The 25,266-nt window shown below is 64.6% G+C and carries 30 protein-coding genes and 1 tRNA gene; 21 read left to right on the top strand and 10 right to left on the bottom strand.

Going from position 1 to position 25,266, the window contains the following annotated elements:
* Nucleotides 1–30 precede the first annotated feature (30 nt).
* Nucleotides 31–267 carry a hypothetical protein gene (locus BLS91_RS00930; RefSeq protein ID WP_092338323.1) on the top strand — a complete coding sequence of 79 codons (237 nt, stop codon included), beginning with the start codon at nucleotides 31–33 and terminating at the stop codon, nucleotides 265–267.
* Nucleotides 255–1,721 (top strand): hypothetical protein, encoded by a 1,467-nt coding sequence (locus BLS91_RS00925; protein ID WP_092338321.1) that lies wholly within the window; start codon nucleotides 255–257, stop codon nucleotides 1,719–1,721. The genes BLS91_RS00930 and BLS91_RS00925 overlap by 13 nt, the downstream gene beginning before the upstream one ends.
* A gap of 18 nt (nucleotides 1,722–1,739) precedes the next feature.
* On the opposite strand, the gene BLS91_RS00920 is transcribed toward BLS91_RS00925, so the two are convergent.
* The gene (locus BLS91_RS00920) at nucleotides 1,740–2,132 is read right to left on the bottom strand and encodes a phage holin family protein (protein ID WP_092338319.1); all 393 of its coding nucleotides are present in this window, start codon (nucleotides 2,130–2,132) and stop codon (nucleotides 1,740–1,742) included.
* A 103-nt stretch (nucleotides 2,133–2,235) separates the two neighbouring features.
* On the opposite strand from BLS91_RS00920, the gene BLS91_RS00915 reads away from it, so the two are divergent.
* The 14 genes from BLS91_RS00915 (at nucleotide 2,236) to BLS91_RS00850 (ending at nucleotide 14,733) form a co-directional block, all read left to right on the top strand.
* The gene (locus BLS91_RS00915; RefSeq protein ID WP_092338318.1) at nucleotides 2,236–3,342 is read left to right on the top strand and encodes a histidinol-phosphate transaminase; all 1,107 of its coding nucleotides are present in this window, start codon (nucleotides 2,236–2,238) and stop codon (nucleotides 3,340–3,342) included.
* A 91-nt stretch (nucleotides 3,343–3,433) separates the two neighbouring features.
* The gene (locus BLS91_RS00910) at nucleotides 3,434–4,525 is read left to right on the top strand and encodes a thiamine pyrophosphate-dependent enzyme (protein WP_092338316.1); all 1,092 of its coding nucleotides are present in this window, start codon (nucleotides 3,434–3,436) and stop codon (nucleotides 4,523–4,525) included.
* A complete protein-coding gene (locus BLS91_RS00905) occupies nucleotides 4,525–5,529 on the top strand; it encodes an alpha-ketoacid dehydrogenase subunit beta (protein WP_092338314.1) in 1,005 nt (334 codons plus the stop codon). Before BLS91_RS00910 ends, BLS91_RS00905 begins: the two co-directional genes overlap by 1 nt.
* A 22-nt stretch (nucleotides 5,530–5,551) precedes the next feature.
* Nucleotides 5,552–6,907 carry a dihydrolipoamide acetyltransferase family protein gene (locus tag BLS91_RS00900; RefSeq protein WP_092338312.1) on the top strand — a complete coding sequence of 452 codons (1,356 nt, stop codon included), beginning with the start codon at nucleotides 5,552–5,554 and terminating at the stop codon, nucleotides 6,905–6,907.
* Nucleotides 6,908–6,964: 57 nt separating this feature from the next.
* Complete coding sequence (locus BLS91_RS00895) at nucleotides 6,965–8,008, top strand: metal ABC transporter substrate-binding protein (protein ID WP_092338310.1); 1,044 nt, start codon at nucleotides 6,965–6,967, stop codon at nucleotides 8,006–8,008.
* A 7-nt stretch (nucleotides 8,009–8,015) separates the two neighbouring features.
* A complete protein-coding gene (locus BLS91_RS00890) occupies nucleotides 8,016–8,813 on the top strand; it encodes a metal ABC transporter ATP-binding protein (RefSeq protein WP_233197269.1) in 798 nt (265 codons plus the stop codon).
* Nucleotides 8,814–9,698: a metal ABC transporter permease gene (locus BLS91_RS00885; protein WP_241983064.1), complete on the top strand. Its 885-nt coding sequence runs from the start codon at nucleotides 8,814–8,816 to the stop codon at nucleotides 9,696–9,698.
* A complete protein-coding gene (locus tag BLS91_RS00880) occupies nucleotides 9,698–10,549 on the top strand; it encodes a metal ABC transporter permease (RefSeq protein WP_092338306.1) in 852 nt (283 codons plus the stop codon). Before BLS91_RS00885 ends, BLS91_RS00880 begins: the two co-directional genes overlap by 1 nt.
* The gene (locus BLS91_RS00875; RefSeq protein WP_092338304.1) at nucleotides 10,546–10,947 is read left to right on the top strand and encodes a Fur family transcriptional regulator; all 402 of its coding nucleotides are present in this window, start codon (nucleotides 10,546–10,548) and stop codon (nucleotides 10,945–10,947) included. Before BLS91_RS00880 ends, BLS91_RS00875 begins: the two co-directional genes overlap by 4 nt.
* 243 nt (nucleotides 10,948–11,190) lie before the next feature.
* Nucleotides 11,191–11,427, top strand: a complete 237-nt coding sequence (gene rpmB / locus BLS91_RS00870) for a 50S ribosomal protein L28 (RefSeq protein WP_035835252.1) — start codon at nucleotides 11,191–11,193, stop codon at nucleotides 11,425–11,427.
* A complete protein-coding gene (rpmG, locus tag BLS91_RS00865) occupies nucleotides 11,427–11,594 on the top strand; it encodes a 50S ribosomal protein L33 (protein ID WP_035880539.1) in 168 nt (55 codons plus the stop codon). Before rpmB ends, rpmG begins: the two co-directional genes overlap by 1 nt.
* Nucleotides 11,595–11,596: 2 nt before the next feature.
* Complete coding sequence (gene rpsN, locus BLS91_RS00860; RefSeq protein ID WP_092110538.1) at nucleotides 11,597–11,902, top strand: 30S ribosomal protein S14; 306 nt, start codon at nucleotides 11,597–11,599, stop codon at nucleotides 11,900–11,902.
* Between the two features lie 300 nt (nucleotides 11,903–12,202).
* Nucleotides 12,203–12,490: an HU family DNA-binding protein gene (locus BLS91_RS00855; protein WP_035835256.1), complete on the top strand. Its 288-nt coding sequence runs from the start codon at nucleotides 12,203–12,205 to the stop codon at nucleotides 12,488–12,490.
* Nucleotides 12,491–12,741: 251 nt separating this feature from the next.
* A complete protein-coding gene (locus BLS91_RS00850; protein WP_092338302.1) occupies nucleotides 12,742–14,733 on the top strand; it encodes a bifunctional copper resistance protein CopD/cytochrome c oxidase assembly protein in 1,992 nt (663 codons plus the stop codon).
* A gap of 6 nt (nucleotides 14,734–14,739) precedes the next feature.
* Here BLS91_RS00850 and BLS91_RS00845 read toward each other — a convergent pair whose 3' ends face one another.
* Complete coding sequence (locus BLS91_RS00845) at nucleotides 14,740–15,822, bottom strand: hypothetical protein (RefSeq protein WP_092338300.1); 1,083 nt, start codon at nucleotides 15,820–15,822, stop codon at nucleotides 14,740–14,742.
* Between the two features lie 133 nt (nucleotides 15,823–15,955).
* On the opposite strand from BLS91_RS00845, the gene BLS91_RS00840 reads away from it, so the two are divergent.
* Nucleotides 15,956–17,311 (top strand): ATP-dependent DNA helicase, encoded by a 1,356-nt coding sequence (locus BLS91_RS00840; RefSeq protein ID WP_092338298.1) that lies wholly within the window; start codon nucleotides 15,956–15,958, stop codon nucleotides 17,309–17,311.
* A gap of 43 nt (nucleotides 17,312–17,354) precedes the next feature.
* On the opposite strand, the gene BLS91_RS00835 is transcribed toward BLS91_RS00840, so the two are convergent.
* The 4 genes from BLS91_RS00835 to BLS91_RS00820 all read right to left on the bottom strand — a co-directional run bounded on the left by BLS91_RS00835 (nucleotide 17,355) and on the right by BLS91_RS00820 (nucleotide 19,336).
* Nucleotides 17,355–17,942, bottom strand: a complete 588-nt coding sequence (locus BLS91_RS00835) for a hypothetical protein (RefSeq protein WP_092338296.1) — start codon at nucleotides 17,940–17,942, stop codon at nucleotides 17,355–17,357.
* 48 nt (nucleotides 17,943–17,990) lie between these two features.
* Entirely contained in the window at nucleotides 17,991–18,401 is a 411-nt protein-coding gene (locus BLS91_RS00830) for a DUF4383 domain-containing protein (RefSeq protein WP_092338294.1), read from the bottom strand.
* 204 nt (nucleotides 18,402–18,605) lie between these two features.
* The gene (locus tag BLS91_RS00825) at nucleotides 18,606–18,869 is read right to left on the bottom strand and encodes a GlsB/YeaQ/YmgE family stress response membrane protein (RefSeq protein WP_092338292.1); all 264 of its coding nucleotides are present in this window, start codon (nucleotides 18,867–18,869) and stop codon (nucleotides 18,606–18,608) included.
* A gap of 179 nt (nucleotides 18,870–19,048) precedes the next feature.
* Nucleotides 19,049–19,336: a hypothetical protein gene (locus BLS91_RS00820; RefSeq protein WP_092338290.1), complete on the bottom strand. Its 288-nt coding sequence runs from the start codon at nucleotides 19,334–19,336 to the stop codon at nucleotides 19,049–19,051.
* A 302-nt stretch (nucleotides 19,337–19,638) separates the two neighbouring features.
* On the opposite strand from BLS91_RS00820, the gene BLS91_RS00815 reads away from it, so the two are divergent.
* Entirely contained in the window at nucleotides 19,639–20,043 is a 405-nt protein-coding gene (locus BLS91_RS00815) for a MarR family winged helix-turn-helix transcriptional regulator (protein ID WP_159433809.1), read from the top strand.
* A 20-nt stretch (nucleotides 20,044–20,063) separates the two neighbouring features.
* On the opposite strand, the gene BLS91_RS00810 is transcribed toward BLS91_RS00815, so the two are convergent.
* On the bottom strand, nucleotides 20,064–20,927 hold the full coding sequence (locus BLS91_RS00810; RefSeq protein WP_092338286.1) for a Rossmann-fold NAD(P)-binding domain-containing protein: 864 nt from the start codon (nucleotides 20,925–20,927) through the stop codon (nucleotides 20,064–20,066).
* A 205-nt stretch (nucleotides 20,928–21,132) separates the two neighbouring features.
* Between BLS91_RS00810 and BLS91_RS00805 the strand changes: the two genes are divergently transcribed.
* Nucleotides 21,133–21,396: a hypothetical protein gene (locus BLS91_RS00805; protein WP_420838485.1), complete on the top strand. Its 264-nt coding sequence runs from the start codon at nucleotides 21,133–21,135 to the stop codon at nucleotides 21,394–21,396.
* Nucleotides 21,397–21,473: 77 nt separating this feature from the next.
* Here the strand turns inward: BLS91_RS00805 and BLS91_RS00800 are convergent.
* Nucleotides 21,474–21,544: transfer RNA gene (locus BLS91_RS00800), tRNA-Gly, on the bottom strand.
* A 71-nt stretch (nucleotides 21,545–21,615) separates the two neighbouring features.
* Here BLS91_RS00800 and dcd point away from each other — a divergent pair.
* Both dcd and BLS91_RS00790 read left to right on the top strand, forming a co-directional pair.
* Nucleotides 21,616–22,197: a dCTP deaminase gene (gene dcd, locus BLS91_RS00795; protein WP_092338284.1), complete on the top strand. Its 582-nt coding sequence runs from the start codon at nucleotides 21,616–21,618 to the stop codon at nucleotides 22,195–22,197.
* An 86-nt stretch (nucleotides 22,198–22,283) separates the two neighbouring features.
* On the top strand, nucleotides 22,284–22,805 hold the full coding sequence (locus BLS91_RS00790; protein ID WP_092338282.1) for a hypothetical protein: 522 nt from the start codon (nucleotides 22,284–22,286) through the stop codon (nucleotides 22,803–22,805).
* A 45-nt stretch (nucleotides 22,806–22,850) separates the two neighbouring features.
* Here the strand turns inward: BLS91_RS00790 and BLS91_RS00785 are convergent, their stop codons facing one another.
* Complete coding sequence (locus BLS91_RS00785; RefSeq protein ID WP_092338280.1) at nucleotides 22,851–23,651, bottom strand: isocitrate lyase/PEP mutase family protein; 801 nt, start codon at nucleotides 23,649–23,651, stop codon at nucleotides 22,851–22,853.
* Between the two features lie 88 nt (nucleotides 23,652–23,739).
* Nucleotides 23,740–25,050 (bottom strand): MFS transporter, encoded by a 1,311-nt coding sequence (locus BLS91_RS00780; RefSeq protein ID WP_233197271.1) that lies wholly within the window; start codon nucleotides 25,048–25,050, stop codon nucleotides 23,740–23,742.
* Nucleotides 25,051–25,266: the final 216 nt, after the last annotated feature.

Below are 25,266 nucleotides of genomic sequence, written 5' to 3'. Positions count from 1 at the left end.
GGTGGGCCATATAGTCCTGAGCACCTGGCGATGATGCATTCCCAGCGCGATCTCCTGCTCGGCCTGCATGCCGAAATCGAGGGCAAACGTCGCCAGTTGCTCGCCCTGGACCCCAGCGAATTCTGGAGTTCCAAATCTCAGCGGGCTTACTCGGGCTGCGTCGCAGACATCGTGCAACACCTCGATGTTGTGCTGCACTACCTGCACGAGGCGGTGGCCAGCGTGCGAAACCAGATCTACCTCGAGGAGGAGCTGTGTCCGGCGTGAGGGACGGCCTCGCTGACGGCGACCTGACCGTCTCGGTCGGAGGTACGACCATCGTTGCCACCGATGAAGTGTTGGCCCAGGCACAGTTCCTGAACGTTCTGCGAGATGATTTGGCCGACTGGGTGGGTCGCGCGTATCGGATCCGCAATCTGGACCCGTACTGGCCGGCGAACTGGCTGGGCCAGGACCCCTGGCCTGATCTGCTCCAGGTGGCCGGCCGGCTGAATTCGCTTCACGAGTACTGCGGTGTTACCGCGGACAATCTCGTTGCAGCGGCTAGAAGTTACGGATACGTGGAGCGTGTCGCCCGGGAGGCTGCATTGATGGGTGCCGCAGATCTCGCATATGGCCTGGGCCGGTTACTTCGAGGTGGCGTTTTTGCCCTTGCAGGCACGCCGTTCGGTGTCTCCATGGCCGGTGCTGCCAGCGTCGGGCGCATAGGGCTTCATGGAAGTCTGCGTTCGCCCTCCCGGTCGCCGGCCGCCCGCAACGGTGCGGACGAGCTCGACCCCCGCCTTCTCACGAACCCGAACGTGGTAGCCCTGGTACGAGCTGCGGCCTCGTCGCTCGACGACGTAGCTTGGGGCCTGGCCGGTACACCGCGATCCGTTGGTCGGGCTTTCGGTGACGAAGGGCTGGGTGTCATCGGCATCTCACGCACAGCGCTCGGCGTTTTGGCCGTGGCGCGCAACGGAGGCGTGTTCCGGGAAAGTCCGGTGAGCGTGGCTGCCGTGGGAACTCCAACCCAACCGACGCCACCCACTGGTGTCGGTGACCTTGCTGAGCGAATCCCGAAGGCCGTCGCAGGGAAGCCGCAGGTGCGCATCGAGAATTATGGCGACGCCGAGCATCCGTCGTGGGCGGTCTACATCAGTGGAACCGTTGAATGGGATGCCATCGCCAAAACGGACCCCTTAGACCTCACCTCCAACATCACCGCGATGGCCGGGCAGACCGCGGGTTCATTCGAGACCGTGATAAGCGCCATGAAGGCGGCCGGAATCGCACCGTCCGACCCTGTTGTGCTTGCCGGCCATTCCCAGGGCGGCCTGATCGCCACCCAGGTGGCTGCGTACAGTTGGTTCAACGTGCAGGCGGTGGCCACCTTTGGGGCACCCGAATCCAAGGTGCCCGTGCCGGACGGCGTAGCCACCCTGACGGTCGAGCACACCGACGACATCGTACCTGCGATGGGCGGAGACAGCCTGACCGACTCCGATGACCGGGTGACCGTGCGCCGTGAGGCATTCGCCTCCGAACCGCTCCCAGCCGGGGCCGCCCTGCCGGCTCACAACCTCGACACGTACCGCGAGACAGCGCTGCTCATTGATGCATCTCCGGAGGCGAACCTGCAGGGCTTTCGGGACACCGTGACCGACGTTCTGGGGAGCGAAGCGGGCGAGGCGGTCTTGTGGCGCGGCAGCCGCGTGCCGGAAAGGCCTGCGCCGCAGTAGGTTTCTTCCTGCCGCAGCTCAGTCGCGTGCGGTGACCGGGCGCAGAATCAGCCCGAGCAGCCAGGAGATGATGCCGAGTACGAGGGCACCCAGTACGCCCCACCAGAAGCTGTCAACGACGAGGCCGAAGCCCAGGAAACCGGAAAGCCAACCCACGAGCAGCAGGAGCAGGCCGTTGACGATCAACGCGAACAGTCCGAGCGTCAGAATGTAGAGCGGAAACGCAATGACGCGCAGCACCCCGCCGACAACGGTGTTCACGAAGCCGAAGATGAGCGCAATCAGAAGATAGGTGAGCACGCTGGCACCGGCATCCGGCGCGTAGGGCGTGACGTGCACCCCCGTCACGAGCAGGGCGGTGAACCACAGGGCTACCGCGTTGACGATCAGTTGGATCAGGAATCTGGCCATGCCCCTACTATCTCACTGGCTCGGGCCATGCAGGTCGTGGCGGCCGAAAGTCAAGCGAACATTCATTCTCAACAGCGAATATATCCGGGCGTAGACTCACCGAGTGAGCCTCTCAGACCGCCCCTCAGTCCGACTGCGCCCGGAGATCATCGCCCTCCCGGCCTACAAGCAGGGCAAACCGGCCGCCGCCAGTGCCTTCAAACTCTCCAGCAATGAGAACCCGTTCGACCCCCTGCCCGGTGTAATCGCGGCAGTCACGGCCGAAACGGCCTACAACCGCTACCCGGACGCCTCGGCGCTGGTTCTGCGCGAACGCCTCGCCGCCAAGTACAGCCTCGACTTTGACCAGGTGCATGTCGGCTCCGGCTCGGTGGCCCTGCTGGCCCAGCTCATTCTCGCTGCCGCCGGCCCCGGCGATGAAGTGCTCTACTCCTGGCGGTCGTTTGAGGCCTACCCCTCCCTCGTGGCCGTCGCCGGTGCTACCAGCGTGCGCGTGCCCAATCGCAGCGATCACGGCCATGATTTGCCCGAGATGGCCGCCGCGATCAGCGACAACACCCGGGTCATCATTGTCTGTTCGCCGAACAATCCCACCGGCACGATCGTCACGAAGGACGAATTCGAGGCCTTCATGGCCGTCGTGCCGACCGACCTCCTGGTCATTCTCGATGAGGCATATATCGAGTTCGTCACCCAAGCGGATGCCGTGAATGGCCCGCCACTGCTCGCCCGCTACCCCAATCTGGTCGTTCTTCGCACCTTCTCCAAGGCCTACGGCCTTGCCGGGCTGCGGGTTGGCTATGCGCTCGGCCCGGTGGATATTCTGAACGCCGCCCGATCGACCGCGATTCCACTCTCGGTCACCGCGCAGGCCGCAGCCGGCGCGATCGCGTCCCTGAAAGCGGAGAAGGAGTTGCTCGAGCGGGTTCGCGTCATCGCCGCGCGTCGCGATGCGACCTGGCAGGAGCTGACCCGACAGGGTTGGAACATCCCTGCGCCCCAGGGGAACTTTCTGTGGCTGCCGACCGGTGCTGAAACGACCACTGTGGCCGAGGCGCTGGGTGAGGCCGGCCTCGTCGTTCGTCCGTTCGCGCCCGAAGGTATTCGAGTTTCTATCGGTGAGGAGCAGGCTGTGGCGACACTCCTACTAATGAGCGCGGATCTTGTCGACGCTCTTCCCGCCGATCACCCAGCTCGGAAGATAGGTTAGTACGGTGTCAGCCACCCGAAACGACGCGACTGCGCCACGCCTTGCAGCATCCGCTCCCTTTGGCCTCGATGGGGCCGAGACCTGCGTGCGGATGATCTCTCCGAACGGCGCGTTCGAACCCAACGCCGCCGCCGAGGAGTTTCTTCCCTATCTCAACAGACTCACCGAGGCCGACCACCGCAGGTTTTACCACGACATGGTCGTGGTGCGTAAGTTCGATACCGAGGCGGCCAACCTGCAGCGCCAAGGCCAGCTGGCCCTCTGGGTGCCAAGCCACGGCCAGGAAGCCGCCCAGGTCGGGTCGGCCTACGCGACCAGGCCGCAGGACCACGTGTTCCCCTCCTACCGGGAGCACGTCGTCGGCATGATCCGCGGCCTCGACGTTGTGGACATCCTGCGCATGCTGCGCGGAGTCACCCTCGGCGGCTGGGTACCCGAAGAGCACGGAAACTTTCACCTCTATACCCTCGTGCTCGCCTCGCAGACCCTGCACTCCACCGGCTATGCCATGGGCATGCAGCTCGACGGGTCGACCGCGACCGGCAACCCAGAGACCGACCAGGCCGTCATCGTCTACTACGGCGACGGTGCATCCTCGCAGGGCGACGCCAACGAGGCGCTCGTCTTCGCGGCGAGCTACCAGACCCCGCAGGTGTTCTTTCTGCAGAACAACCACTGGGCCATCTCGGTGCCGGTCGCACGGCAATCCCGCACTCCGCTCTATCTGCGCGCCGGCGGCTTCGGCATGCCGGGCACCCAGATCGACGGTAACGATGTGCTCGCGAGCTTCGCCGTCACGGCAAAGTCGATGGATGACGCTCGCTCCGGCCAGGGCCCGTCCCTGATCGAGGCGCTCACCTACCGGGTCGGTGCGCACACCACCGCCGACGACCCCACCAAGTACCGCGACCCGGAGGAACTCGCCTACTGGGTGGCCCGCGACCCGATCGTGCGCTTTCGCAGCTACCTGCAGGGCCGGGGCATCGAGCAGGAATTCCTCGACGCCGTCGATGAAGAAGCGGCCGACTTCGCGGCCGATGCCCGTCGTCGCGCTCTGGAAATCACCGGCCCAGAGCAATCGGTGATCTTCGACAACGTCTACGCCGAACCGCATCCGCTCGTGGCTGAGCAAAAGGCCTGGCTGGAACGCTACGAAGCGTCTTTTGACGAAGGTAAGAACTGATGAACGCTGCGACCGACACGAGCGTGGCATCCGCTTCGCTGCCCATGACGAAGGCTCTGAATGCCGGACTGCGTCAAGCGATGCAGGATGACCCCAAGGTGCTGCTGATGGGCGAGGACATCGGCCCGCTCGGCGGCGTTTTTCGGGTGACAGAGGGGCTCATCGCCGAATTCGGCGACAAGCGGGTTCTTGATACCCCGCTCGCCGAATCCGGCATCATTGGCACCGCCATCGGCCTGGCCATGCGCGGCTTTCGCCCGGTTTGCGAGATCCAGTTCGACGGATTCGTTTTTCCCGGTTTCGACCAGATCACCAGCCAGCTGGCCCGCATGCGCAATCGCCATGAGGGCGGCCTGATCATGCCGGTGGTCATCCGCATTCCGTACGGCGGACACATCGGCTCGATCGAGCACCACCAGGAGAGCCCGGAGGCCTATTTCGCGCACACCCCCGGTCTGCGCGTGGTCAGCCCGTCCAACCCGCACGACGCCTACTGGATGATGCAGGAAGCTATCGCGAGTGACGACCCGGTAATCTTCTTCGAGCCGAAGAGCCGCTACTGGCCCAAGGGCGAGGTGCGCTTCGGTGAGAGCGGAACGCCGCTGCACGCCAGCCGCGTCGCGTCCGCCGGCACCGACGTCACCGTCGTCGGTCACGGCGCCATGGTGAGCGTGCTGCTGCAGGCCGCCGAACTCGCCGCCACCGAGGGCATCAGCCTCGAGGTCATCGACCTGCGCTCGATCTCCCCGATCGATTACGGACCAATCCTCGGTTCGGTGGCGAAAACCGGTCGCCTCGTCGTCACCCAGGAAGCGCCCGGCTTCGTGAGCGTCGGCAGCGAGATCGCCGCCACGGTCGCCGAGCGCGCGTTCTACACGCTCGAAGCGCCCGTGCTGCGGGTCTCCGGCTTCGACACACCGTTTCCACCGGCTGCCGTCGAGACGCACTTTCTGCCCAGCCCCGACCGGGTGCTCGAAGCCGTCGACCGCGCTCTCGCCTACTAATGAACGTCAGGAAAGGCCTCTTATGAGCGTTTCTAAATTCACCCTCCCCGACGTCGGGGAAGGCCTGACCGAGGCCGAGATCGTGGAATGGAAGGTCGCCCCCGGCGACACCGTGACGATCAACCAGGTGCTGGTCGAAATTGAGACGGCCAAATCGCTGGTCGAGCTGCCGTCACCGTTCGTCGGCGTGGTCGGGGAAATCCTGGTCGCAGCCGGAACCACCGTCGACGTGGGCACCCTCATCATCACGATCAACTCCGACGTCTCGGTTTCTCAAACGGATGCCGTTGCCCCCGTCGCCGAGACCACCGACGTCACCGACTTGGCCACCGACACCGGCAGCAGCATCAGCGATGAGGCGCCCGAACCCGTGCTCGTGGGCCGCGGCGCCGCCGCGACCATGCCGACCCGGCGTCGGCGCCACACCTCGAGCGTCGCCCACGAAACCCTGGCGCCCCAAGCGCCGGTGCGTGCGCGGGCCGAGCCGCTGGAACCGACGCGACGCGCGGCATCCGCTGGGCCGGTCATGGCCAAGCCGCCCATTCGTAAACTCGCCAAGGACCTCGGCGTCGACCTGTCTCTGGTCGAGGCGACCGGTCCGGTCGGCGACGTGACGCGGGAAGACGTGCTGCGCGGGGCGACCCAGGCCAGTGTGTTCCGCAACATTCAGACACCGGAATGGCCGACGGATCGCGACGAACACATCCCGGTGAAGGGCGTGCGCAAGGCCATTGCCCAGGCGATGGTGAAGAGCGCGTTCACCGCGCCGCACGTGAGCTTGTTCGTTGACGTGGATGCCACGCGCACCATGGAATTCGTCAAACGTCTCAAGGCCTCGACCGACTTCGCGGGCATTCGGGTGTCGCCGCTGCTGATCATGGCGAAGGCCATGATCTGGGCGGTGCGCCGCAACCCCACGGTGAACTCCACGTTCACCGATGAGGAGATCATCGTGCGGCACTACGTGAACCTCGGTATCGCCGCGGCCACACCGCGCGGGCTGATCGTGCCGAACATCAAGGAGGCGCAGGACATGAGCCTGCTCGAACTCGCTGCGGCGCTCGAGAAGCTCACCATAACCGCTCGTGACGGCAAGACCAGCCCGGCCGAGATGAGCAATGGCACGATCACGATCACCAATATCGGCGTGTTCGGCATGGACACCGGTACGCCCATTCTCAACTTTCCCGAGGCCGGAATCGTGGCCCTCGGCACGATCAAGCAGAAGCCGTGGGTGGTTGACGGTGAGGTGCGTGCCCGGTTCGTGACCACGATCGGCGCGAGCTTCGACCACCGCGTCGTCGATGGTGATGTCGCGAGCCGTTTTCTCGCCGACGTCGCGAGCATCATCGAGGAGCCGGCCCTGCTGCTCGAGTAATCGCAACGACCCGCTAATGGTTTTGACAATCATTATCAGCAAGGCTATTCTCGGGGGATGCACAAGAGATCCTTTATCGTTCCCGCACTCCTCGCGTCGACCGCCCTCGCCCTCTCGGGGTGCTCGGCTGGCACGACCGCGAGCGCCGACGGCGCGGACGCCGACCTCCAAATCGTCGCGACGACCACCCAGGTCGCCGACTTCACTCGTAATGTCATCGGTAACGCCAGCGGCGTGGATCTCACCCAGCTCATTCAGCCCAACCAGAGCGCCCACAGCTACGACCCGTCCGCGGCCGACCTGACCGCGCTCGGTGCCGCGGACGTGCTCGTCATCAACGGCGTCGGACTCGAAGAGTGGCTCGACGACGCCATCGCCGCCTCGGGCTTTGACGGCGTCACGATCGACGCCGATACCGGCATCACCATCTCAGAGGTCGGCGCCGGCGAGGATCACACCGCCGACGAAGCGGATGCCCACACCGATGAAGCCGATGCGCCCGCCACAGACGACGCGCACGCCCACGACGGCGGCGACCCGCACATCTGGACTGACGTGCACAACGCCGAGACCATCGTGCAGACGATCACCGACGGCCTCGTGACCGCCGACCAGGGCAATGCAAGCGCCTTCGAAGCCAATGCCACCGCGTACACGGCACAGCTCACCGACCTTGATGAGTGGATCCGCACCAACGTCGACACCGTACCGGAGAGCGAGCGCCTGCTCGTGAGCAATCATGACGCCCTCGGGTACTTCACCGCGGCGTACCACATCGACTATGTCGGCTCCGTGATTCCGAGCTTCGATGACAACGCCGAGCCGAGCGCCGCCGAGATCGACGCCCTGGTCGCGGCCATCAAGGCCACCGGCGTCACGGCCGTCTTCTCCGAGGCGTCGCTCAGCCCCAAGACCGCCGAGACGATCGCGACCGAAGCCGGTGTCACCGTCTACTCCGGCGACGAAGCTCTCTATGTCGACTCGCTCGGCCCGACCGGAAGCGCCGGAGACACCTACATCAAGGCGCAACTGCACAATGCAACGCTCATGCTCGAATCCTGGGGCGTCACACCCTCGCCGCTGCCCGCCGACCTGCAATAGTTAACACGTGATCGAGAACACTTCTCAAGTAACCCCCCCAGCGAACGCTGCCGCCGCTCTTCGAGTGGTGGCAGCGTCGTTCGCGTACGGTCCCGAGGCCGCGTTGACCGGAATCGACTTCACCGTGTCGCCCGGCCAGGCCGTTGCCCTGATCGGCCCCAACGGCTCGGGCAAGTCCACCGTGCTCAAAGGCATTCTCGGGCTCATCACCCGCACGGCTGGCACTGTCGAGGTGCTCGGACAGTGGCCGGCACCGGCCGGCTACATCGGCTACGTACCGCAGACCGACCAACTCGACCCGCATTTTCCGGTCTCACTCGAGCAGGTCGTCATGATGGGCCGCTACCGGTCCCTCGGCTGGTGGCGCGTGCCCGCTCGGGCCGACCGCCGGGCCGTGACCGAGGCGCTCGAGACCGTCGGCCTGGGCAACCGCGCCAAGACACGCTTCGGTGAGCTGTCGGGCGGGCAGCAGCAGCGCGGTCTGCTGGCGCGCGCCGTGGCATCCGCCCCGCGTCTGTTGTTGCTGGATGAGCCGTTCAACGGCCTCGATCAGGTCAACCGGGACGCCCTCATCGAAACGGTGAAACGCCTCAAGCAACAGGGTGTCGCGGTGCTCGTGTCCACCCACGACCTCGACCTCGCTCGGGCCGTGTGTGAGAGCGTTCTGCTGCTCAACGGCGCCCAGGTGGCCTTCGGTCCGCGCGATGAGGTGCTGACCCTGGCCAACGTGCAAAGGGCGTTCGGCTCGGTCGGTGTGGAAATGGACGAGCACACCATCGTGGTTCCCGGCCACGGAGGTCACTGAGTGGATGCCCTCATCACAGCCTTCGACCTGCCGTTCATGGCCAGGGCGCTGCTCGTGCTCGTCGTGCTCAGCCTCGTGGCCGGGCTCGTGGGTGTGCTCGTTAACCTGCGCGGGCTCGAGTTCATCAGTGACGGACTCACGCACGCGGTCTTTCCCGGCGTGGCCATCGGATTCGTCTGGGGCGGGCGCGACGGCCTGTTCGTGGGAGCACTGATCGCGGCCCTTCTTGCCGCTGTCGTGCTCACGGTGATCGTTAGACGGGCCGTCACCTCAGACGCCGCGATCGCGATCGTCTTCACGGCCATGTTCAGCGTGGGAATCATCGTTGTTTCACGGGAAACAAACTACGTCGGCCAGCTCGACGCACTGCTCTTCGGGCGTTTGCTCACCGTCAGCCCGGCCGAGGTCAACCAGACCGTCGTGGTCTGCCTGATCGCGCTGATCATCGTGGGGTTCACGCTCAAGGAGCAGGTGTTTCGCGCCTTCGACCTGGAGGGCACCGCGGCGGCCGGCTACCGGCCGCTCGTACTCGACATTCTGCTCAACGTTGCCATCGCCCTGGTCGTGGTCGCGGCCAGCAGCGCCGTGGGAAACCTGCTCGTGCTCGCCGTGCTGATCGTGCCGGGCGCCGTGGCGCGGCTGGTGACCAATCGCCTGTGGCTGCTCTTTCCGGTCGCCGCCGGCTTCGCGATCCTGGCCGCCTGGGTGGGGCTCGCGCTCGGCTACGAAGCGTCGGTGAACGGCGGAGTCGACCTGCCGAGCGGAGCCACCGTCGTACTCGTTCTTGTCGCCGGCTACGTGCTGGCCCTGGTACTACGGCTCGTCCTCGACCGAATCGGCGGCCCGCATCGAACGCGGGTTGTTGCGGGATCGGCGGCGCACTGATGGGTTACTTCGAACAGGCTCTCCTGGCCGCGTTGCTGATCGGGGCCCTCAGCGGCCTGGTCGGCACGCTCGTCGTGCTGCGCCAGCGCACGTTCTTCGCCCAGGCCCTCACCCACGCGACGTTTCCCGGAGCGGTCGGCGCGGCCATCCTGGGCGTGAGTATCCCGCTGGGGGCCGCGGTGGCGAGCGTGTTCATCGTGGGCATCATGACCATGATCGGGCGGGTGAAACGTCAGGGCAATCAGGTCGCCTCCGGCATTCTGCTCACCGCCGGCTTCGCTCTCGGGGTTCTGCTCCAGGGGCTCAACCCCTCGCTGCCGGTCAAGGTCGACTCCTACCTGGTCGGCTCCATCCTCACAGTGACCGACCAGGACGTGACCCTCGTGGCCGTCGTGCTGGGTCTCGCCGTGCTCTGCATCGTGCTGTTCGGCCGGCAAATCATGTTCTCGACCTTCGATGTTGGCGGTTTTCGCGCGGCCGGATATCACGAATGGCCCATGGAACTGCTCACGCTCGTGCTCATCACGGCCACGGTCGTCACGGCGATGCCGGCCGTCGGCGCCATCCTGGCCATCGCCCTGATCGCAGCCCCCGCTGCGGCAGCCCGCCTCGTGTCACGCACGACCACCCAGATGTTCGTCATCGCGCCCGTAATCGGCGCGGTGGCCGGTGTCGTTGGCGTGCTGCTGTCCCGCTCCCTCGACGTGGCGGCCGGCCCGGCGATCGCCCTGACGGCGGCCGCCCTCTTTCTGCTCGCCCTGGTTCTTCGACGGCTGGTCGCTGCAGCAGGCGCGCCCGGCCAAACGGATGCACGCCGACCCACGCGAACATCGTTACGGTTGAAAGCATGAAGCGAAACACCTGGCAGCGTGAGGCCGTACGGGGCGCCCTCGATGCAAACGACGGCTTCGTCAGTGCCCAGGCCCTGCACTCCGCCCTGCACGCCACCGGATCTCCGATCGGCCTAGCCACGGTCTACCGCGCTCTCGCCGACCTCGCCGTCAAGGGTGACGCCGACTCCCTGCAGTCGCCGGAGGGCGAGAGCCTGTACCGCGCCTGTAGCACCAACCTGCACCACCACCACCTGATCTGCCGCAACTGCGGCCTCACGGTGGAGATCGAAGCGGATGCCGTCGAGCGGTGGGCCAAAGACGTCGCCGCCCAGAACGGGTTCACCCAAGCCGCCCACGTCGTGGACGTCTTCGGGCTGTGCGCCGCCTGCACGGCCAAGGCCGCAGCATCCGCTTGAACCGTTTCGCGAAAGCGGGTGCAGTGTTGCTTCGACCTCGCTGAAGCAACACTTCACCCGCCTCGCGGCCAGTTCAGTTTGCGAGAGGTGCGGGAATCTAGTAGCGTTGACAGCTGCTACGCCTGTGTGCGTACATTGCGGGCGATTCTCCCCCGGTTCTGAGTTTGCTCGGAGCTGATGTGGTTCTGCCCGTCGACAAGGGATCTTGGGAAGAGCATTCGCTCTTCGGTAATGGAGGTAACAATGGCATCTGTATGCCAGGTGACCGGAGCTGTTCCCGGCTTCGGACACAACATTTCGCACTCGCACCGACGCACCAAGCGTCGTTTCGACCCGAACGTTCAGAAGAAGACGTACTACGTGCCGTCGCTTCGTCGCAAGGTCACACTGACCTTGTCCGCAAAGGGCATCAAGGTCATTGATGCTCGTGGTATCGAGAGCGTCGTCAAGGACGTTCTCGCTCGTGGGGTGAAGATCTAATGGCTAAGGCTCATGACGTACGTCCGATCATCAAGCTTCGTTCCACGGCTGGAACCGGTTACACCTATGTGACCAAGAAGAACCGCCGTAACGACCCCGACCGTCTGGTACTCAAGAAGTACGACCCGGTCATCCGTAAGCACGTTGACTTCCGTGAGGAGCGCTAAACATGGCGAAGAAGAGCATGATTGCCAAGAACAACCAGCGCAAGGTCATCGTTGAGCGGTACGCCGTCAAGCGCCTTGAGCTCAAGAAGGCCCTGGTCGACCCGGCCGGCACCGACGAGTCGCGTGAAGCCGCTCGCAAGGGCCTGCAGAAGCTGCCGCGCAACGCGAGCCCGGTGCGCCTGCGCAACCGTGACGCCGTTGACGGTCGTCCCCGTGGCCACCTCTCCAAGTTCGGCATCTCGCGCGTTCGTTTTCGCGACATGGCGCACCGCGGCGAGCTGCCCGGCATCACCAAGTCCAGCTGGTAACTTCTGCTGGCAGCCGCTGAAGCTTGTCTTCGACGGCCTCTGAATCATCCAAACGGGATGTCGACTTATTGTCGGCATCCCGTTTTGTGTTCGCGGATGTTTCGCGGAGAGCGAAAATCGAGTGCTCGAGAGGGTGAAACTGCCCTGAAATGGTCGGAAATCGCCGTAAATCCGGGGATTTTGGCGGATCAATGCTAGATTTCAACTCGGTCGAACCGACCAACGGGGCTTCTCTCTCGAGGAGCATCCGTATTACGAATATCGCTGTTTATACAGACGAAGGTCCGAGGAGGACACTCAATGGCTGACAAGTCGCTGAACAAGACCGAGCTCGTTGCCAAGGTTGCCGCTGACTCCGGACAGAGCCAGGCCGCCGTTGACGGCGTTCTGAACGCATTCTTTGCAACCCTGGCCGAGACCGTTGCCGCTGATGGCAAGGTCACCATCCCGGGATGGTTGGGCGTCGAGCGCACCGCAACCGCTGCTCGCACCGGCCGCAACCCGCAGACCGGCGAAGAGATCGCCATCGCTGCCGGCCACCGCGTCAAGCTGACCGCCGGAAGCAAGCTCAAGGCTGCCGCCAAGTAGCTTTTGCTGTAGAGAAGGGGCGTCGACTACGGTCGGCGCCCCTTTTTCAGGCCCGTGGCATCCGTTTCGCGTGTTCGGGTGGCTGCCTGGGTCCCCGGGCACTCTTCTGACGCCGAGCTGTGAGTTACCGACGCCGAGCCGTGAGTTTCGACCCAAGATGAGCGGCAAACTCACCGCTCGGCGTCCTCGTTGCTGCCCATGAACGCACCAGGCGCGACGGATGCCCAGGGTCGGGCGAATAAGCTGGGCAGGTGCCCCGTCTCGTCCGCGTTCTCGGACCGGCAGCCCTGCTGCTGGTCGCTGTGTTGTCCACCCTTGTTGCCCTGGCCTATGGCGGCGGAGCTTCGGCCCAGCTACTGGCCGACCCGGGACCGGTGGTGCGCTGGGGGCTCCCCATCGCCAAGCTCGTGGTCAACCTCGCGGCGGCCGGCACGATCGGTGCCCTCGTGCTCACTCTCTTCGCGCTCAGCCCCAAGGAACGCGAGTTCGGCACCGCCCTGGACTTCGCCGCGGCGTCGGCGGCCGTGTTCGCCGTCGCATCCGCTGTCACGGGCTTTCTGACCTTTCTGCAGGTCACCAACGTGCCCTTCGGAATCAGCGATCAGTTCAGCGCCACGGTCGGCCAATTCTTCAGCCAGATCGAACTGGGGCAGGCCTGGCTCGCCACCACACTGATCGCCGCCGGCGTCACGGTGCTGTGCTTCGCCGTGCGCAACCAGACCGCGTTGGTCTTCGTGACCGTGCTGGCTCTCACCTCGCTGCTACCCATGGCCCAGCAGGGGCACTCCGCGGGCGCTGCCGGGCACAACGCCGCTATCACCGCCCTCGGCCTGCACCTCGTCTTCGCGGCGATCTGGTTGGGCGGCCTGCTCACCATCATCGTGCTGCGCACCCAACTGGACGGCGAACGCATCCGCTCGGTGGTTGGGCGGTATTCTTCGCTCGCGCTGATCTCCTTCATCGTCGTGGCTGCGTCGGGCTACGTCAGCGCCGAGCTGCGCATCGGCAGCTGGGACAACCTGTCGAGCCCCTACGGTATTCTCGTGCTGGTCAAGGTCACCGCCCTCATCGCCCTCGGTGGCTTCGGCATTCTGCACCGCCAATTCTTCATCAAGCGGATGCAGCGCTCGGGACCGGCGCGCAGCCCGTGGTTCTGGTGGCTGGTCGTGACCGAGCTCGGTTTCATGGGCCTCGCCTCCGGTGTCGCCGCAGCCCTCGCCCGCACGGCCACTCCGGTCGCCCAGGTGGTCGCAACGGAGATTCCCCAGTCGACGCCGGCGCAGATTCTGACCGGTGAACTGCTGCCGCCCGAGCTGACCTTCTCGCGCTACTTCACCGAGTGGAACTTCGACCTCGCCTGGATTCTGTTCTGTGCCTTCGGCATCTTCTTCTACCTCGCCGGAGTCTGCCGACTGCATCGTCGCGGTGACGCCTGGCCGATCTACCGCAGCGTGCTCTGGATTCTCGGCATGCTCACCCTGTTCTACATCACCAACGGTGGCGTGAACGTCTATGAGAAGTACCTGTTCTCCACCCACATGCTCATGCACATGATGCTGACCATGCTCGTACCCCTGATGCTCGTGCCGGGCGCCCCGGTGACGCTCGCCGCGCGGGCCATCGCCAAACGGCAGGATGGAAGTCGTGGCGCCCGCGAGTGGATCCTCACCGCGGTGCACTCCCGCTTCGCCGGCATCGTCGCCAATCCGATCGTCGCCGCCATACTGTTCGGGGTCTCGCTCTGGGTGTTCTACTACACCTCGATCTTCAGCTGGGCGACCACGGACCACATCGGCCACCAGTGGATGATCGTGCACTTTCTCATCACCGGCTACCTGTTCGTGCAGTCCCTGATCGGCATCGACCCGGTGCCGTACCGGCTGCCCTACGCCTTCCGTCTGCTGCTGCTGCTCGTGACCATGGCCTTCCACGCCTTCTTCGGCCTCGCCCTGATGAGCGGCACCGGGCTGCTCCTGGCCGACTGGTACGGCGCCATGGGTCGCACCTGGGGGCTTTCGGCCATCGCCGACCAGCAGATGGGCGGCGGCGTCGCCTGGGGAATCGGCGAACTGCCCACCTTCGTGCTCGCCGTCGTCGTGGCCGTCATGTGGAGCCGCGATGACACCAAGGTCACCAAGCGGCTGGACCGCAAGGCCGACCGCAACGAGGACGCCGAGCTGATCGCCTACAACGCGAACCTGGCCCGTATCGCCCAGCGCGACGCTCAGACCCCGAGCAACTAGCCGGGCCTAGTGCAGCTGGATGGCGAGGGCGCCGCTCGGCTGCACGACCACGCTGAGCCCCATCGTGAACGGTACGTCTTCGTCGCGGGTGCTGACGTCGCCGTCGAACAGTGACTGCACGTCGACCACGATATGGGCCTGCCCGGGGGTGGCACCCATTTCAAACGACAGCTCGCCGGGCGTGAGCGCGACGGTGGGGTACGCGGTGATCGACCAGGCCGGAGTGCTCTCAATGCGGTCGTCGATGGTGATGCCCCACGGGCAGCTGGTCGGTTGCAGCACCGTCTGGGTGGCGCAGTCGTCGAGGAACTTGTTCAACTCCGACTGCACCTGGCCCACCATAGCCTCGTTCGGCAAGGCGTTGACCTCGACGGCGGTGGGACCGGCCACCGTCGCGCGCACGGTGGCCTTCTCGGCGGTCAGCATGGCCGACTCGTGTTCGAAGGTGTAGCGGTTCGGAGCGAAGGCGAGATACGCGGCGGACGTGGAGAACGTGGCGGGGGCATCCGCTGCGCTGTGGGCGCGCGTATCGAGGGTGAGGCCGTTGACCGTGAACGACCGTTCGTGCAGTACAGAGACCTGCAGTACGGCGAGGGGGCTGGTGCTGAAAGCCCAGGCGTTGAAAACACCGCCGAAGGTGCCCGCCCGCTCGACGGTGAACACCATGCTCGACGCGGTGCCGTTCAGGTCAAAGTCGAACACCACGGTCTGGGCGGTTCCGTCGTCGGTGGCGAGTGTGTCGGTCGTGCTGGCGAGTTCGATATTGTCAAGACCGCCCAAAACGGATGCCCGCAGCAGCGTCTCCGGCAGATCCTTCGCGACCTCGTTGGTCAGCCCCCAGGCCGCGAGATCGGCCGTGCCGGGCATGACGCCGCCGAGGGCGAGGGCTCCGACGGTGTCGCCGCGGGCGAGGGCGTCGAGGTACTGCTCTACAAAGCCGCCGGCGCTGTACACCGTGCGATTGAGGGCACTGATGGTGCCGGCGACACCGGCCGCGAGCAGCCCGGCGACCACCACGATGGCGAGAACGGCCCGGAGCATACTGCCGCGGCGCCCGCTCGCCCGATGCTGTTCGGCGGGAATGGTCACTTGAATATTGTATGGGGAGGTGGGTCGGCCAGTCGGCCACGCGCCATCTCGCGCCAGTGCGGGCTGGGCGGTTACAGTGGGATGTCCCCTGCACTGGTCTTGTGCAGCATTTGGCTGTCAGAGAGAGTGTGCCGTGTCAGAGATTCCGCTCAGCCGTGAACAGGCGCTGGTTTTCGCGGCAATCGAGGGCACCAAGCAGAACGTGTTCGTCACCGGCCGGGCCGGAACGGGTAAGTCCACGCTGCTGAACCACCTGTCGTGGAACACCAGCAAACAGATCGTGATCGCCGCGCCCACCGGCGTCGCCGCGCTGAACGTGGGCGGCCAGACCATTCACTCGCTCTTTCGCCTGCCGATCGGCGTGATCGCTGACAGTCCGATCGACCAGAACGACCAGGTGCGCAAGCTCCTGAACACCATCGACACCCTCGTGATCGACGAGGTTTCGATGGTCAACGCCGACCTCATGGACGCGATCGACCGCAGCCTGCGCCAGGCCAGGCAGCGGCCATTCGACGTGTTCGGCGGGGTGCAGATCGTGCTGTTCGGCGACCCGTACCAGCTCGCCCCGGTGCCGGGCGGCCCCGACGAGCGCGCCTATTTCGCCGACCACTATCGGTCGATGTGGTTCTTCGATGCGAAGGTCTGGCGTGACGCGGAGTTGCGTATCTTCGAGCTCACCGAGATTCATCGCCAGCGCGACAATGACTTCAAGCTGATGCTCAACGCTGTACGGCACGGCCAGGTCACTCCCGAGATCGGTGGTGCCCTGAATGGTGCGGGAGCACGAACGCCGCCGAGCGAGGGCCTGATCACCCTGGCGACCCGCAACGACGCTGTGAACCGCATCAACGCATCCGCTTTGAAGAAGCTGTCGGGCAAATCACTCACCGCGAAGGCTGACATCACCGGGGATTTCGGCGGCAAGCAGTTTCCGGCCGACGAGGTGCTCGAGCTCAAGGTGGGAGCGCAGGTGATGTTTCTGCGCAACGATTCACCGCTCGATGGAGGCCCGCGCTGGGTGAACGGCAGCATTGGCACGGTGACCAAGGTTACCTCGACGGTGTTCGTCGATATCGACGGTGACGTGCACGAGGTCGAGCCGACCGTATGGGAGAAGTACAAGTACACCTACAACGCCGCGACCAAAAAGCTGAGTCGGGATGTCGTGGCTGAATTCACGCAGTTTCCGCTGCGGTTGGCCTGGGCGGTCACGATTCACAAATCGCAGGGTGCGACGTACGAGCGAGCCATTGTGGATCTCGGTGCCCGGGTGTTCAGCCCTGGCCAGACCTATGTGGCATTGAGCCGGCTGACCAGTCTGGACGGGCTGTACCTGACCCGCCCGTTGCGGCCGAGCGACATCATCGTCGACGAGAACGTGAAGCGATTCATGAACATTGAGGTGGTACCGCCGGTGGCCGACCTGGCCGGACTGGGTGTGTCGGGATCGGCATCGACCGACCCGGAAACCGGGCTGCCCGCCTGACACTGCTGCCCGGCGGGGCCCGTTTCACTTCTCTGCGAGGAACCTAGTGTGACCCGTGGCCGCCCGAGTCCGGCACGATCAACTCGGTAACCCCGTGGGAACCATGGGGCACCGCGTGCGAGCCGACCTCGGTTGCGGCGAGGGCCGGGGTGGTGAGCGCCGAGAGCAGAAATCCTCCGACGACTAGTCCGGTGAGAAAACGCCAGCCGCCTGGTGTTGGTGAGCCGGGTGTTAACGTGCCGGGCGAGGCGGCACCGACGGCCGTAGGGATTTCGTTCGGTGCGCGCCGCAGGGCGATGGCCACCGTTGCGGCCAGGAAAATGTTGAATAGTGACGCCACGACCATCGGGTACAGCGGCAGACCGGTCTGGGCGCTTGTGACGCCGAGTCCGCTGCCGAGCGCGGCCGTCACGCCCCAGATGAAGACCGGGATGAGGGCCGCACCGACGACGATGCGCGGCGTGAGGACACGGCCGGTGGCGAGGGTGGCGATTCCCCAGCCGAGTTCAGCGATGCCGAACCCGACCAGAAGAACCGACAGGGGAAACGGAGCCGTTACGCCCACGGCCAGATGGATCAGAGCGGCGCCGAGAGCGGCGAAGCCGAGCCAGGTGCGAATGACCGCGGACATGATGCTCCTTGGATGATCTGCTGCGAAGGGATGGAGTGTTGCCGGTTGTCAGGCCGTGGCGTGGGTGCGAACCGTCTTATCGGCGGTGAGGCCGACACCCAGAAGCACGATCGCGCTGGCGAGGTGCAGGAAGTGGTCGGCGGTGTTAAGCGCCAGGATGTTCAACGAGGTGCTCGCGATGAAGAACCCGACAATACCAAGGAGCAGGTAGACGGCACCGATAGTGGTGTTGGTGGCCTTGGCTGCCATGGCGTTGGAGAGGCCGGCAATGAGTAGGGCGGCACCGATCAAAAGGTGCGCAACGTTGTGCAACGGGTTGACCTCGAAGATGCCGAGGAGTAGTCCGCCCTGGGTGGCGATGAAGCCGACACTGCCAGTGACGGCAAAGCCAAGAAGTCCGACGAGAACGTAGACCGCGCCGAAGATGGTTGCGATCAGACGATTGGGTGATGTGCGCATTTCAGGTGCCTCCTATGTGATTCACGGGTTAACCCGTGGTTGCTATGTGTTCGGAGCTCCATCCGCTTCGGATTGGTACTAATTGTGGCCCCGATATCCCCAAATGGGTGTGGACACGTGTAACAAGGTCGGCACAAAACAGTGCGGCACCCAAAAACTGGGCGCCGCACTGGGTGGAGCGCCGCCTTTCGGCGGCGGACTGGGTCAGGCTTTGCGCCGGCTCGTGATCGCCCCGTAGATGAGAAGAACAATGAGCGATCCTACGATGGCGAGAATCCACGTGGTCAGGGAGAAGAAATCGCCCAGGTTCACGTTGAACAGGAGTCCGCCGAGCCAGCCGCCCAGGAATGCGCCGACCACGCCGAGTAACAGGGTGATGAACCAGCCTCCGCCCTGGCGACCGGGCAGGATTGCCTTCGCGATGGCGCCGGCGATGAGGCCGAGCAGAAGGAATCCAAGGAAACTCATGAGACTACCTTTCAGTCAGTCGTGCTGTCAGTGGGTGTGCGGGCGCAATGCAGGTGCGCTGTTCGCGTGAACGTACTCAGGTGCCTGCTTCTCGTCAATGGCGCAAAATCGCCGATTTGACGTTAATCCCGAACAGTGGCTGCAGGTCAGCGAATTCTGCGTGTGCCGTCGTGAAACGCTCAGTCGAGCCAATAGTCTTCATCGATATAAGTCGGTCCGACGATCGATGACCCTAAGTCGGCGTCGGGCAGGTCTTCTTCGGCAATGGTCTCAAGTTTCACCACCGAACAAGCAGTGATCAGCAGGGACACCTGCGCTTGCACGGAGCTGACGATGTCCACGAAGCCACCGCCGCTATGCACGGCGGAGGCCAGGGTTGCCTTCAAATCTGCGATGTTGTACTCGTTCGACAGGTAAAACCAGTCATCATTGATCGTCAACCGGTAGCTCTGCATCGCCTGATCCATTTCATTGTGGTGAGCTCATGGGCGCATAGGTCTGCGAGCCCCAGGTGGGGGCCACTGACTCACCGGATTGTCAAATATACGGCAAGTAACTCAAACTTTTAACTATTCACGTTGTGAGAAGCTTTAGGAATTGATCGCTCCGATACACTGGCGGAACGGAAAGCCCTGATACGGGCAACGACACGGACCTGCAGTGCGGGGAATTAGTAACGACCAGAGGTCAGGAACGCATGGATGAAGCAATCAACTTGGCACGCACCCAGGAGTGCCTGTCGGTACCGGCTCTCGCTTTCCTCCGCGCTATGGACCACAACCGCAGTCAGGTCGCGGCCGAGATCGGCGTGTCCAGCAGTGAATTGCGCGCCCTGTCCCGGGTAGCCGAGGCTGGAAGAATTACCCCCAAGATGCTCGCTGAGTCCCTGGAGATGACAACGGGCGCCGTAACTGCGATCTCCAGTCATCTCGTGGCCCTAGATATGCTCACCCGCGTGCCGCACCCCCACGACCGACGCAGCCTTCTGCTGGAACTGACCCCGGCGGCACAAGCAACTGCGGCGAAATTTCAAAACGAATTTCAAGTGCTGTTCGCTCACGCCGCCCGCAACGTGACGCCGGAAGACCAGACTCGGCTCGGGTTGCTGTTGACTTCGATGGCAGTCATCATCGCATCGGGCTCCGAGGACGGCCCGGCCGGACCAACAACGTAGGTATTTCGGCAGGAGCGGGCCTAGCGGTGCCGCGTGCCTCGCCCGGAGAGAAGCGCTCGGTAGCCCTCTCGGTACGATGGATAGCTGAATGTAAACCCGGTTTGACGTAAGAGCTGGTTGCTGAGTAGCTTGTCGCCGCCGCGCTGGCTTTCGCGGTTCGAAGTCGGCTCGTTTGACTCTCTGACGGTTGGCGCGGGCAGGCCGAGCTCGGCCGCGAGAAAGGTCAGCACCTCGTTGGCCGGTACCGGCGCGTTGTCGACGCCGAGGTAGAGCGGAGCCGGGAGCTCAGTGCGAAGAAGCAGATGAACGATCGCGGCGGCCGCATCGTCCCGGTGTATGCGGTTGGTGTGGCGCGACTGGGCGGAAAGCCCGGCACCGTTTTGTACCTGCTTGATCAGCCGTTCCCGGCCGGGGCCGTAGATACCGGCCAGGCGCAGTACCGTGGCGGCGGGCAGGCGCTGGTGGAGCATCCGCTCGGCGTCAAGCACGATGGAATCGGTGCCGGGTTTCGGGTTGGCGGGGGTCTGCTCGTCGACCCGGCTGCCGTCGTTGACGTCAAAGACGGCGGTCGATGACACCAGCAGCACGCGTCGCGGCGTGACCTGCGCGTCATCGATCGCATCCAGCAGGTTACGCAGGCCGTCGAGGTAGGCGGCACGGTAAGCCGTGACGGTGGGGCTGCCAGCGGAGATGGCGATGACGACGAACTCGGTGTCTGCCGGAATAACGGGTTTTGTGATGCTGAGGTCAACAGATTGCCCGTCAATTTCGGCGGGCAGTACGCTTGCGTTGCGCCGCAGTCCCACCACCCGGTGCCCCAGTTGGGCGAACCGCAGGCCCACCTCGGTGCCGAGGTCGCCGCATCCAGCAATGAGTACCGTCATCTGTCTCCCTATCCTGTCTCCACGGTATCGGGCGCACCATGACAGTTCGCCCGGAGCGCCACGCCGCTTGGTCGCTAACATGAAGCCATGCCTATTGTTCCTGACACGTCTGACTGAACCTGGGTGCTCGAACGCCCCTGCCCCGCTTGTGGTTTTCGGGCGAGCACGGTGACCCGGCTCGCTCTGGCTCCCTGACAGCGCGATCGTGGACGGCCAGTATGTCGGCACGTTCCGTTGCAAGGAGACCGTCATGGCCGGCCGCATCCACATCGACCTGTTCACCACGCTCGACGGAGTCGCGCAGGCTCCCGGTGGCCCCGACGAAGACACCGCCGGTGGCTTCGCTTTCGGCGGCTGGCAGGCGCCCCTGATCGACGCGACCGACGGCGCCCAGATCGGCGCGGGGATTGAGGCCATGGACGCTTTGCCGGTGCCGGTGCCGGTGCCGGTGCCGGGAGAAATGAGCTGACTAGACAACTGTGTGGGGTCGGAGACCGGCAACACCGCGCGAAGTTGTCCAGTGAGAACGCGACCGGGCTTGCAGGGAGCGGATGACGGGAATCGAACCCGCGCTATCAGCTTGGGAAGCTGAAGTTCTACCATTGAACTACATCCGCGCGCCCGACCGTGGATGAACAACAATCGGAACCGTGCCAGCATATCAACCCCGCGCCGCTAGGCTGGCACCGTGCTGCTCTCCGATCGCGATATCAAGGCCGAACTCAATGCTGGACGAATCGGTTTGGAGCCGCTCGACCCGGCGATGATCCAACCCTCGAGCATCGATGTGCGCCTCGACCGCCTGTTTCGGCTGTTCGACAACCACAAGTACGCCTACATCGATCCGGCCGAAGACCAGCCAGAGCTGACCCACCTCATCGAGACCAAGCCCGACGAGCCGTTCATTCTGCACCCGGGCGAGTTCGTGCTCGGCGCCACCTACGAGCAGGTCACTTTGCCCGACAACGTTGCTGCTCGGCTCGAGGGTAAGAGCTCACTCGGCCGCCTCGGCCTCCTGACGCACTCCACGGCCGGGTTCATCGACCCCGGCTTCTCCGGCCACGTCACGCTCGAGCTCAGCAATGTCGCGACCCTGCCGATCAAGCTCTGGCCCGGAATGAAGATCGGCCAGCTGTGCTTCTTTCAGCTCAGCTCCCCAGCCGAGAAGCCGTACGGCTCGAGCGAATACGGCTCCCGCTACCAGGGCCAGCGTGGCCCGACGGCGTCGAGATCGTTCCAAAACTTTCACCGCACCGTCATCTCCCGCTGACGCGCCCATTTGGGGGTAAGCGGATGCCCGCGAGCCCCGCAAACGTAATACATCGAACGTAACCTCGGTTCGGGTAAAATCTGGGTATGACCTCCATGCCCACCCGATTCGACGAGGCGCTCATCGCTGCCGGCCCAACCCCGGAATACCCCGGGCGCATGCATCGCTTCGGCCAGATGGTCGGCTCCTGGGCAGCCAAGGGCACCCGCCTCGACGAGGCCACCGGCGAGTGGATTGAACGCGACTTTGTGTGGATGGTCGAGTTCATTCTCGACGGCCGCGCCGTGCAGGACATCGAGGTGGTCGCGAGCACGACGCATCCGTCTGGGTTTGAAACCGTCGCCACCACCGTGCGCGTCTACGATTCCCTGGCCGGCGCCTGGCGCGTGAGCTACTTCGCGCCGGCTCTCGGCGAGTACTGCCAGCTCATAGCCACCCCGTACCGCCACGGCGTGCGGCAAGAGGGCACCCGAACCGACGGCCGCCCGATCCGCTGGAACTTCACCGCCATTACCCCGAACAGCTACAAGTGGGAGGGCTGGGTCTCCGCCGACGAGGGCGCGACCTGGCAACTGATCGAGCACAACGAGGCCACCCGCATCCGCTAGAAGCGTGAGAGAAGCGGATGCTGATGGCCTCGATGCGCGGGCGGCTTACAGGGCGAACTTGAACCCGAGGTCGGCGGGGTACTCACCCAGTGCGGTGAGGTTCGTGGCCGCGGCCTGCAGGGCCGCGAGGGTTAGTCCTAGAGTGCCGGGGCCGAAGCTGACTCGGCTGATGCCGAGCTCGGCGAGGCGCTTCAGCGGCACGAGTCCGGGGGCGCCGATCACCGAGATCTTGCCGTTGACCTGCTCGATCGCGCGGGCCACCTTATCCTCGTCGGTCAGGCCGAGGAAGAAGATGACGTCAGCGCCGGCTCCGAGGTAGGCGTTGGCGCGGGCGACGGCTTCGTCCCAGTCGCCGCCGCCGGCCAGAGTGTCGACGCGGGCGTTGATGACGAGCGGAATGCCGCTCTGGTCGGCGCCGGCGCGAGTTGCGGCCACGCGGGCGGCGGCGGTCTCGATGTCGAACTGGGGCGCTTTCGGGGCGCCGACTGAGTCCTCGATATTGATGCCGACGATGCCGGATTCCTCGATGAGGCGACGCACGTTGCGGGTCACGCCCGCGGCATCCGGTGCATACCCCTTTTCGAAGTCGGCCGAGACCGGCAGATCCACCGCGCTGGCGATGATCGTGGCGGCAATGATGGCTTCATCGAGCGAGAGGCCTTCGCCGTCTGGCAGGCCGCGCACATTCGAGATGGAGTGGCTCGCGGTGGCGAGGGCCTTGACGCCGGGGGCGTCGGCCACGATCTTGGCGGTGATGGCATCCCACACGTTGGTCACGATGAGTGGCTCGCCGGGCACGTGCAGCGAGAGCAAGAGTTCGGCCTTCTGTAGCTGGGTAAGTGTCATGCGCTTCAGTCTGACCGGCTTCTGGCCTCCAAGCGAGGGAACAGCCTCATTTCAGCGGATGCTCAGGCAAACGCCTGTTGGCGCCCAGCTACCGAATCTGCTGCTGTTTGGCTGAGACGGGAATGAGCAGCAGCAGTCCGAGCAGCAGCACGAGCATGATGCCGAGAATGCCCCAGTAGGTCTCGCCGAAGATGGTCACCGCCAGCGCGAAGGCAGCCGGGGCGAGAAAGCTCACGGCCCGACCAGTCGTGGCATAGAGCCCGAAGACCTCGCCCTCGCGGCCCACCGGGATGAGTCGGGCGAGAAAGGTGCGGCTGGCCGACTGGGCCGGACCGACGAACAAGCACAGTGCCAGCCCTGCGGTCCAGAACACGATCTGCCCACCGTCGTGCAGAAAGAACACCAGGAGCCCGCTCACCAGCAGCCCGACCAGAGCGGTCACGATCACGGGCTTCGCACCGAGGCGGTCGTCGAGCGCGCCGACGCTCATGGTGGCAATACCGGCCACCACGTTCGCCGCGATGGCGAAGATGATGACCTCGCCGGGGGAGAATCCGAAAACGGATGCCGCGAGTACTCCTCCAAAGGTGAAGACGCCGGCCAGGCCGTCGCGGAACACCGCGCTCGCGATGAGGAAGTACACCGTCTGGCGGCTGGTCTTCCACAACCGGGCAATGTCGTGGCCGAGCACAATATAACTTCGAAAGAAGCTGACTCTTTCGCGGCGTGCAGCCTGAGGCGCCCGGTACTCCGGCACCCGCAACAGCACGGGGAGCGCGGACAGGCCGAACCAGGCGGCCGCGAGCAACATGGACACACGCACAGCCAAGCCGTTGTCGCCCGTCACTCCGAACAGGCCAACCTCGGGCTGAATAAAGCCGAAGTAAACGATGAGCAGCAGCACGATGCCGCCGAGGTAGCCCATGCCCCAGCCGAACCCGCTCACCTTGCCGATCGTGCGCGGCGTTGATACCTGGGCGAGCATGGCGTTGTAGTTGACCGCGGCGAATTCGAAGAAGACGTTGCCTGCGGCGACCAGGAACAGGCCCAATACGAGGTAGCTCGGGCTCGCCTGCACGAAGAACATGGCTATGGTCAGTGCAACGACGATGAAGGTGTTGACGCCGAGCCAGAACTTGCGGCGGCCGGAGGTATCGGAGCGTTGACCGGTGATTGGGGCCAGCGCGGCGATCACGAGGCCGGCAATCGCCAGCGCCCAACCGAGCTGGGCCGAGATGACGTCTTCGTCGCCGAAGGATGAGCCTGTTATGTAGACCGTAAAGACGAAGGTCGTGACGACGGCGTTGAACGCTGCCGAGCCCCAGTCCCAGAACGCCCAGGCCACCACCCGCCCGCGCGTTGGAGCGGCACCAGCGTCTACGGCGACAGTCTCGGTCACGTGCACAATCTACTGCCCCGGGGTAAACAGGTGGGTTTGGCAGTCTCGCTGCTGAGGCGGCAGCATCCGCTCTTCTAAAGTTGAGTCACTCACACTCAACTTTCAGCCGCCAGAATTGACAGTGGCCAAGCCGGTCTGGGAGACTTGAGTCATCGAGGCTCAAGTCTTGAGATTACTTTGTAGTTCGTTTCGCACATGATTGAAGGAGAACAACCC

This window comes from Cryobacterium flavum (genome assembly GCF_900103805.1).
Taxonomy (GTDB): domain Bacteria; phylum Actinomycetota; class Actinomycetes; order Actinomycetales; family Microbacteriaceae; genus Cryobacterium; species Cryobacterium flavum.
Note: the sequence above shows the minus strand (reverse complement) of the source record. Positions and strands in the feature narration are given on the sequence as shown.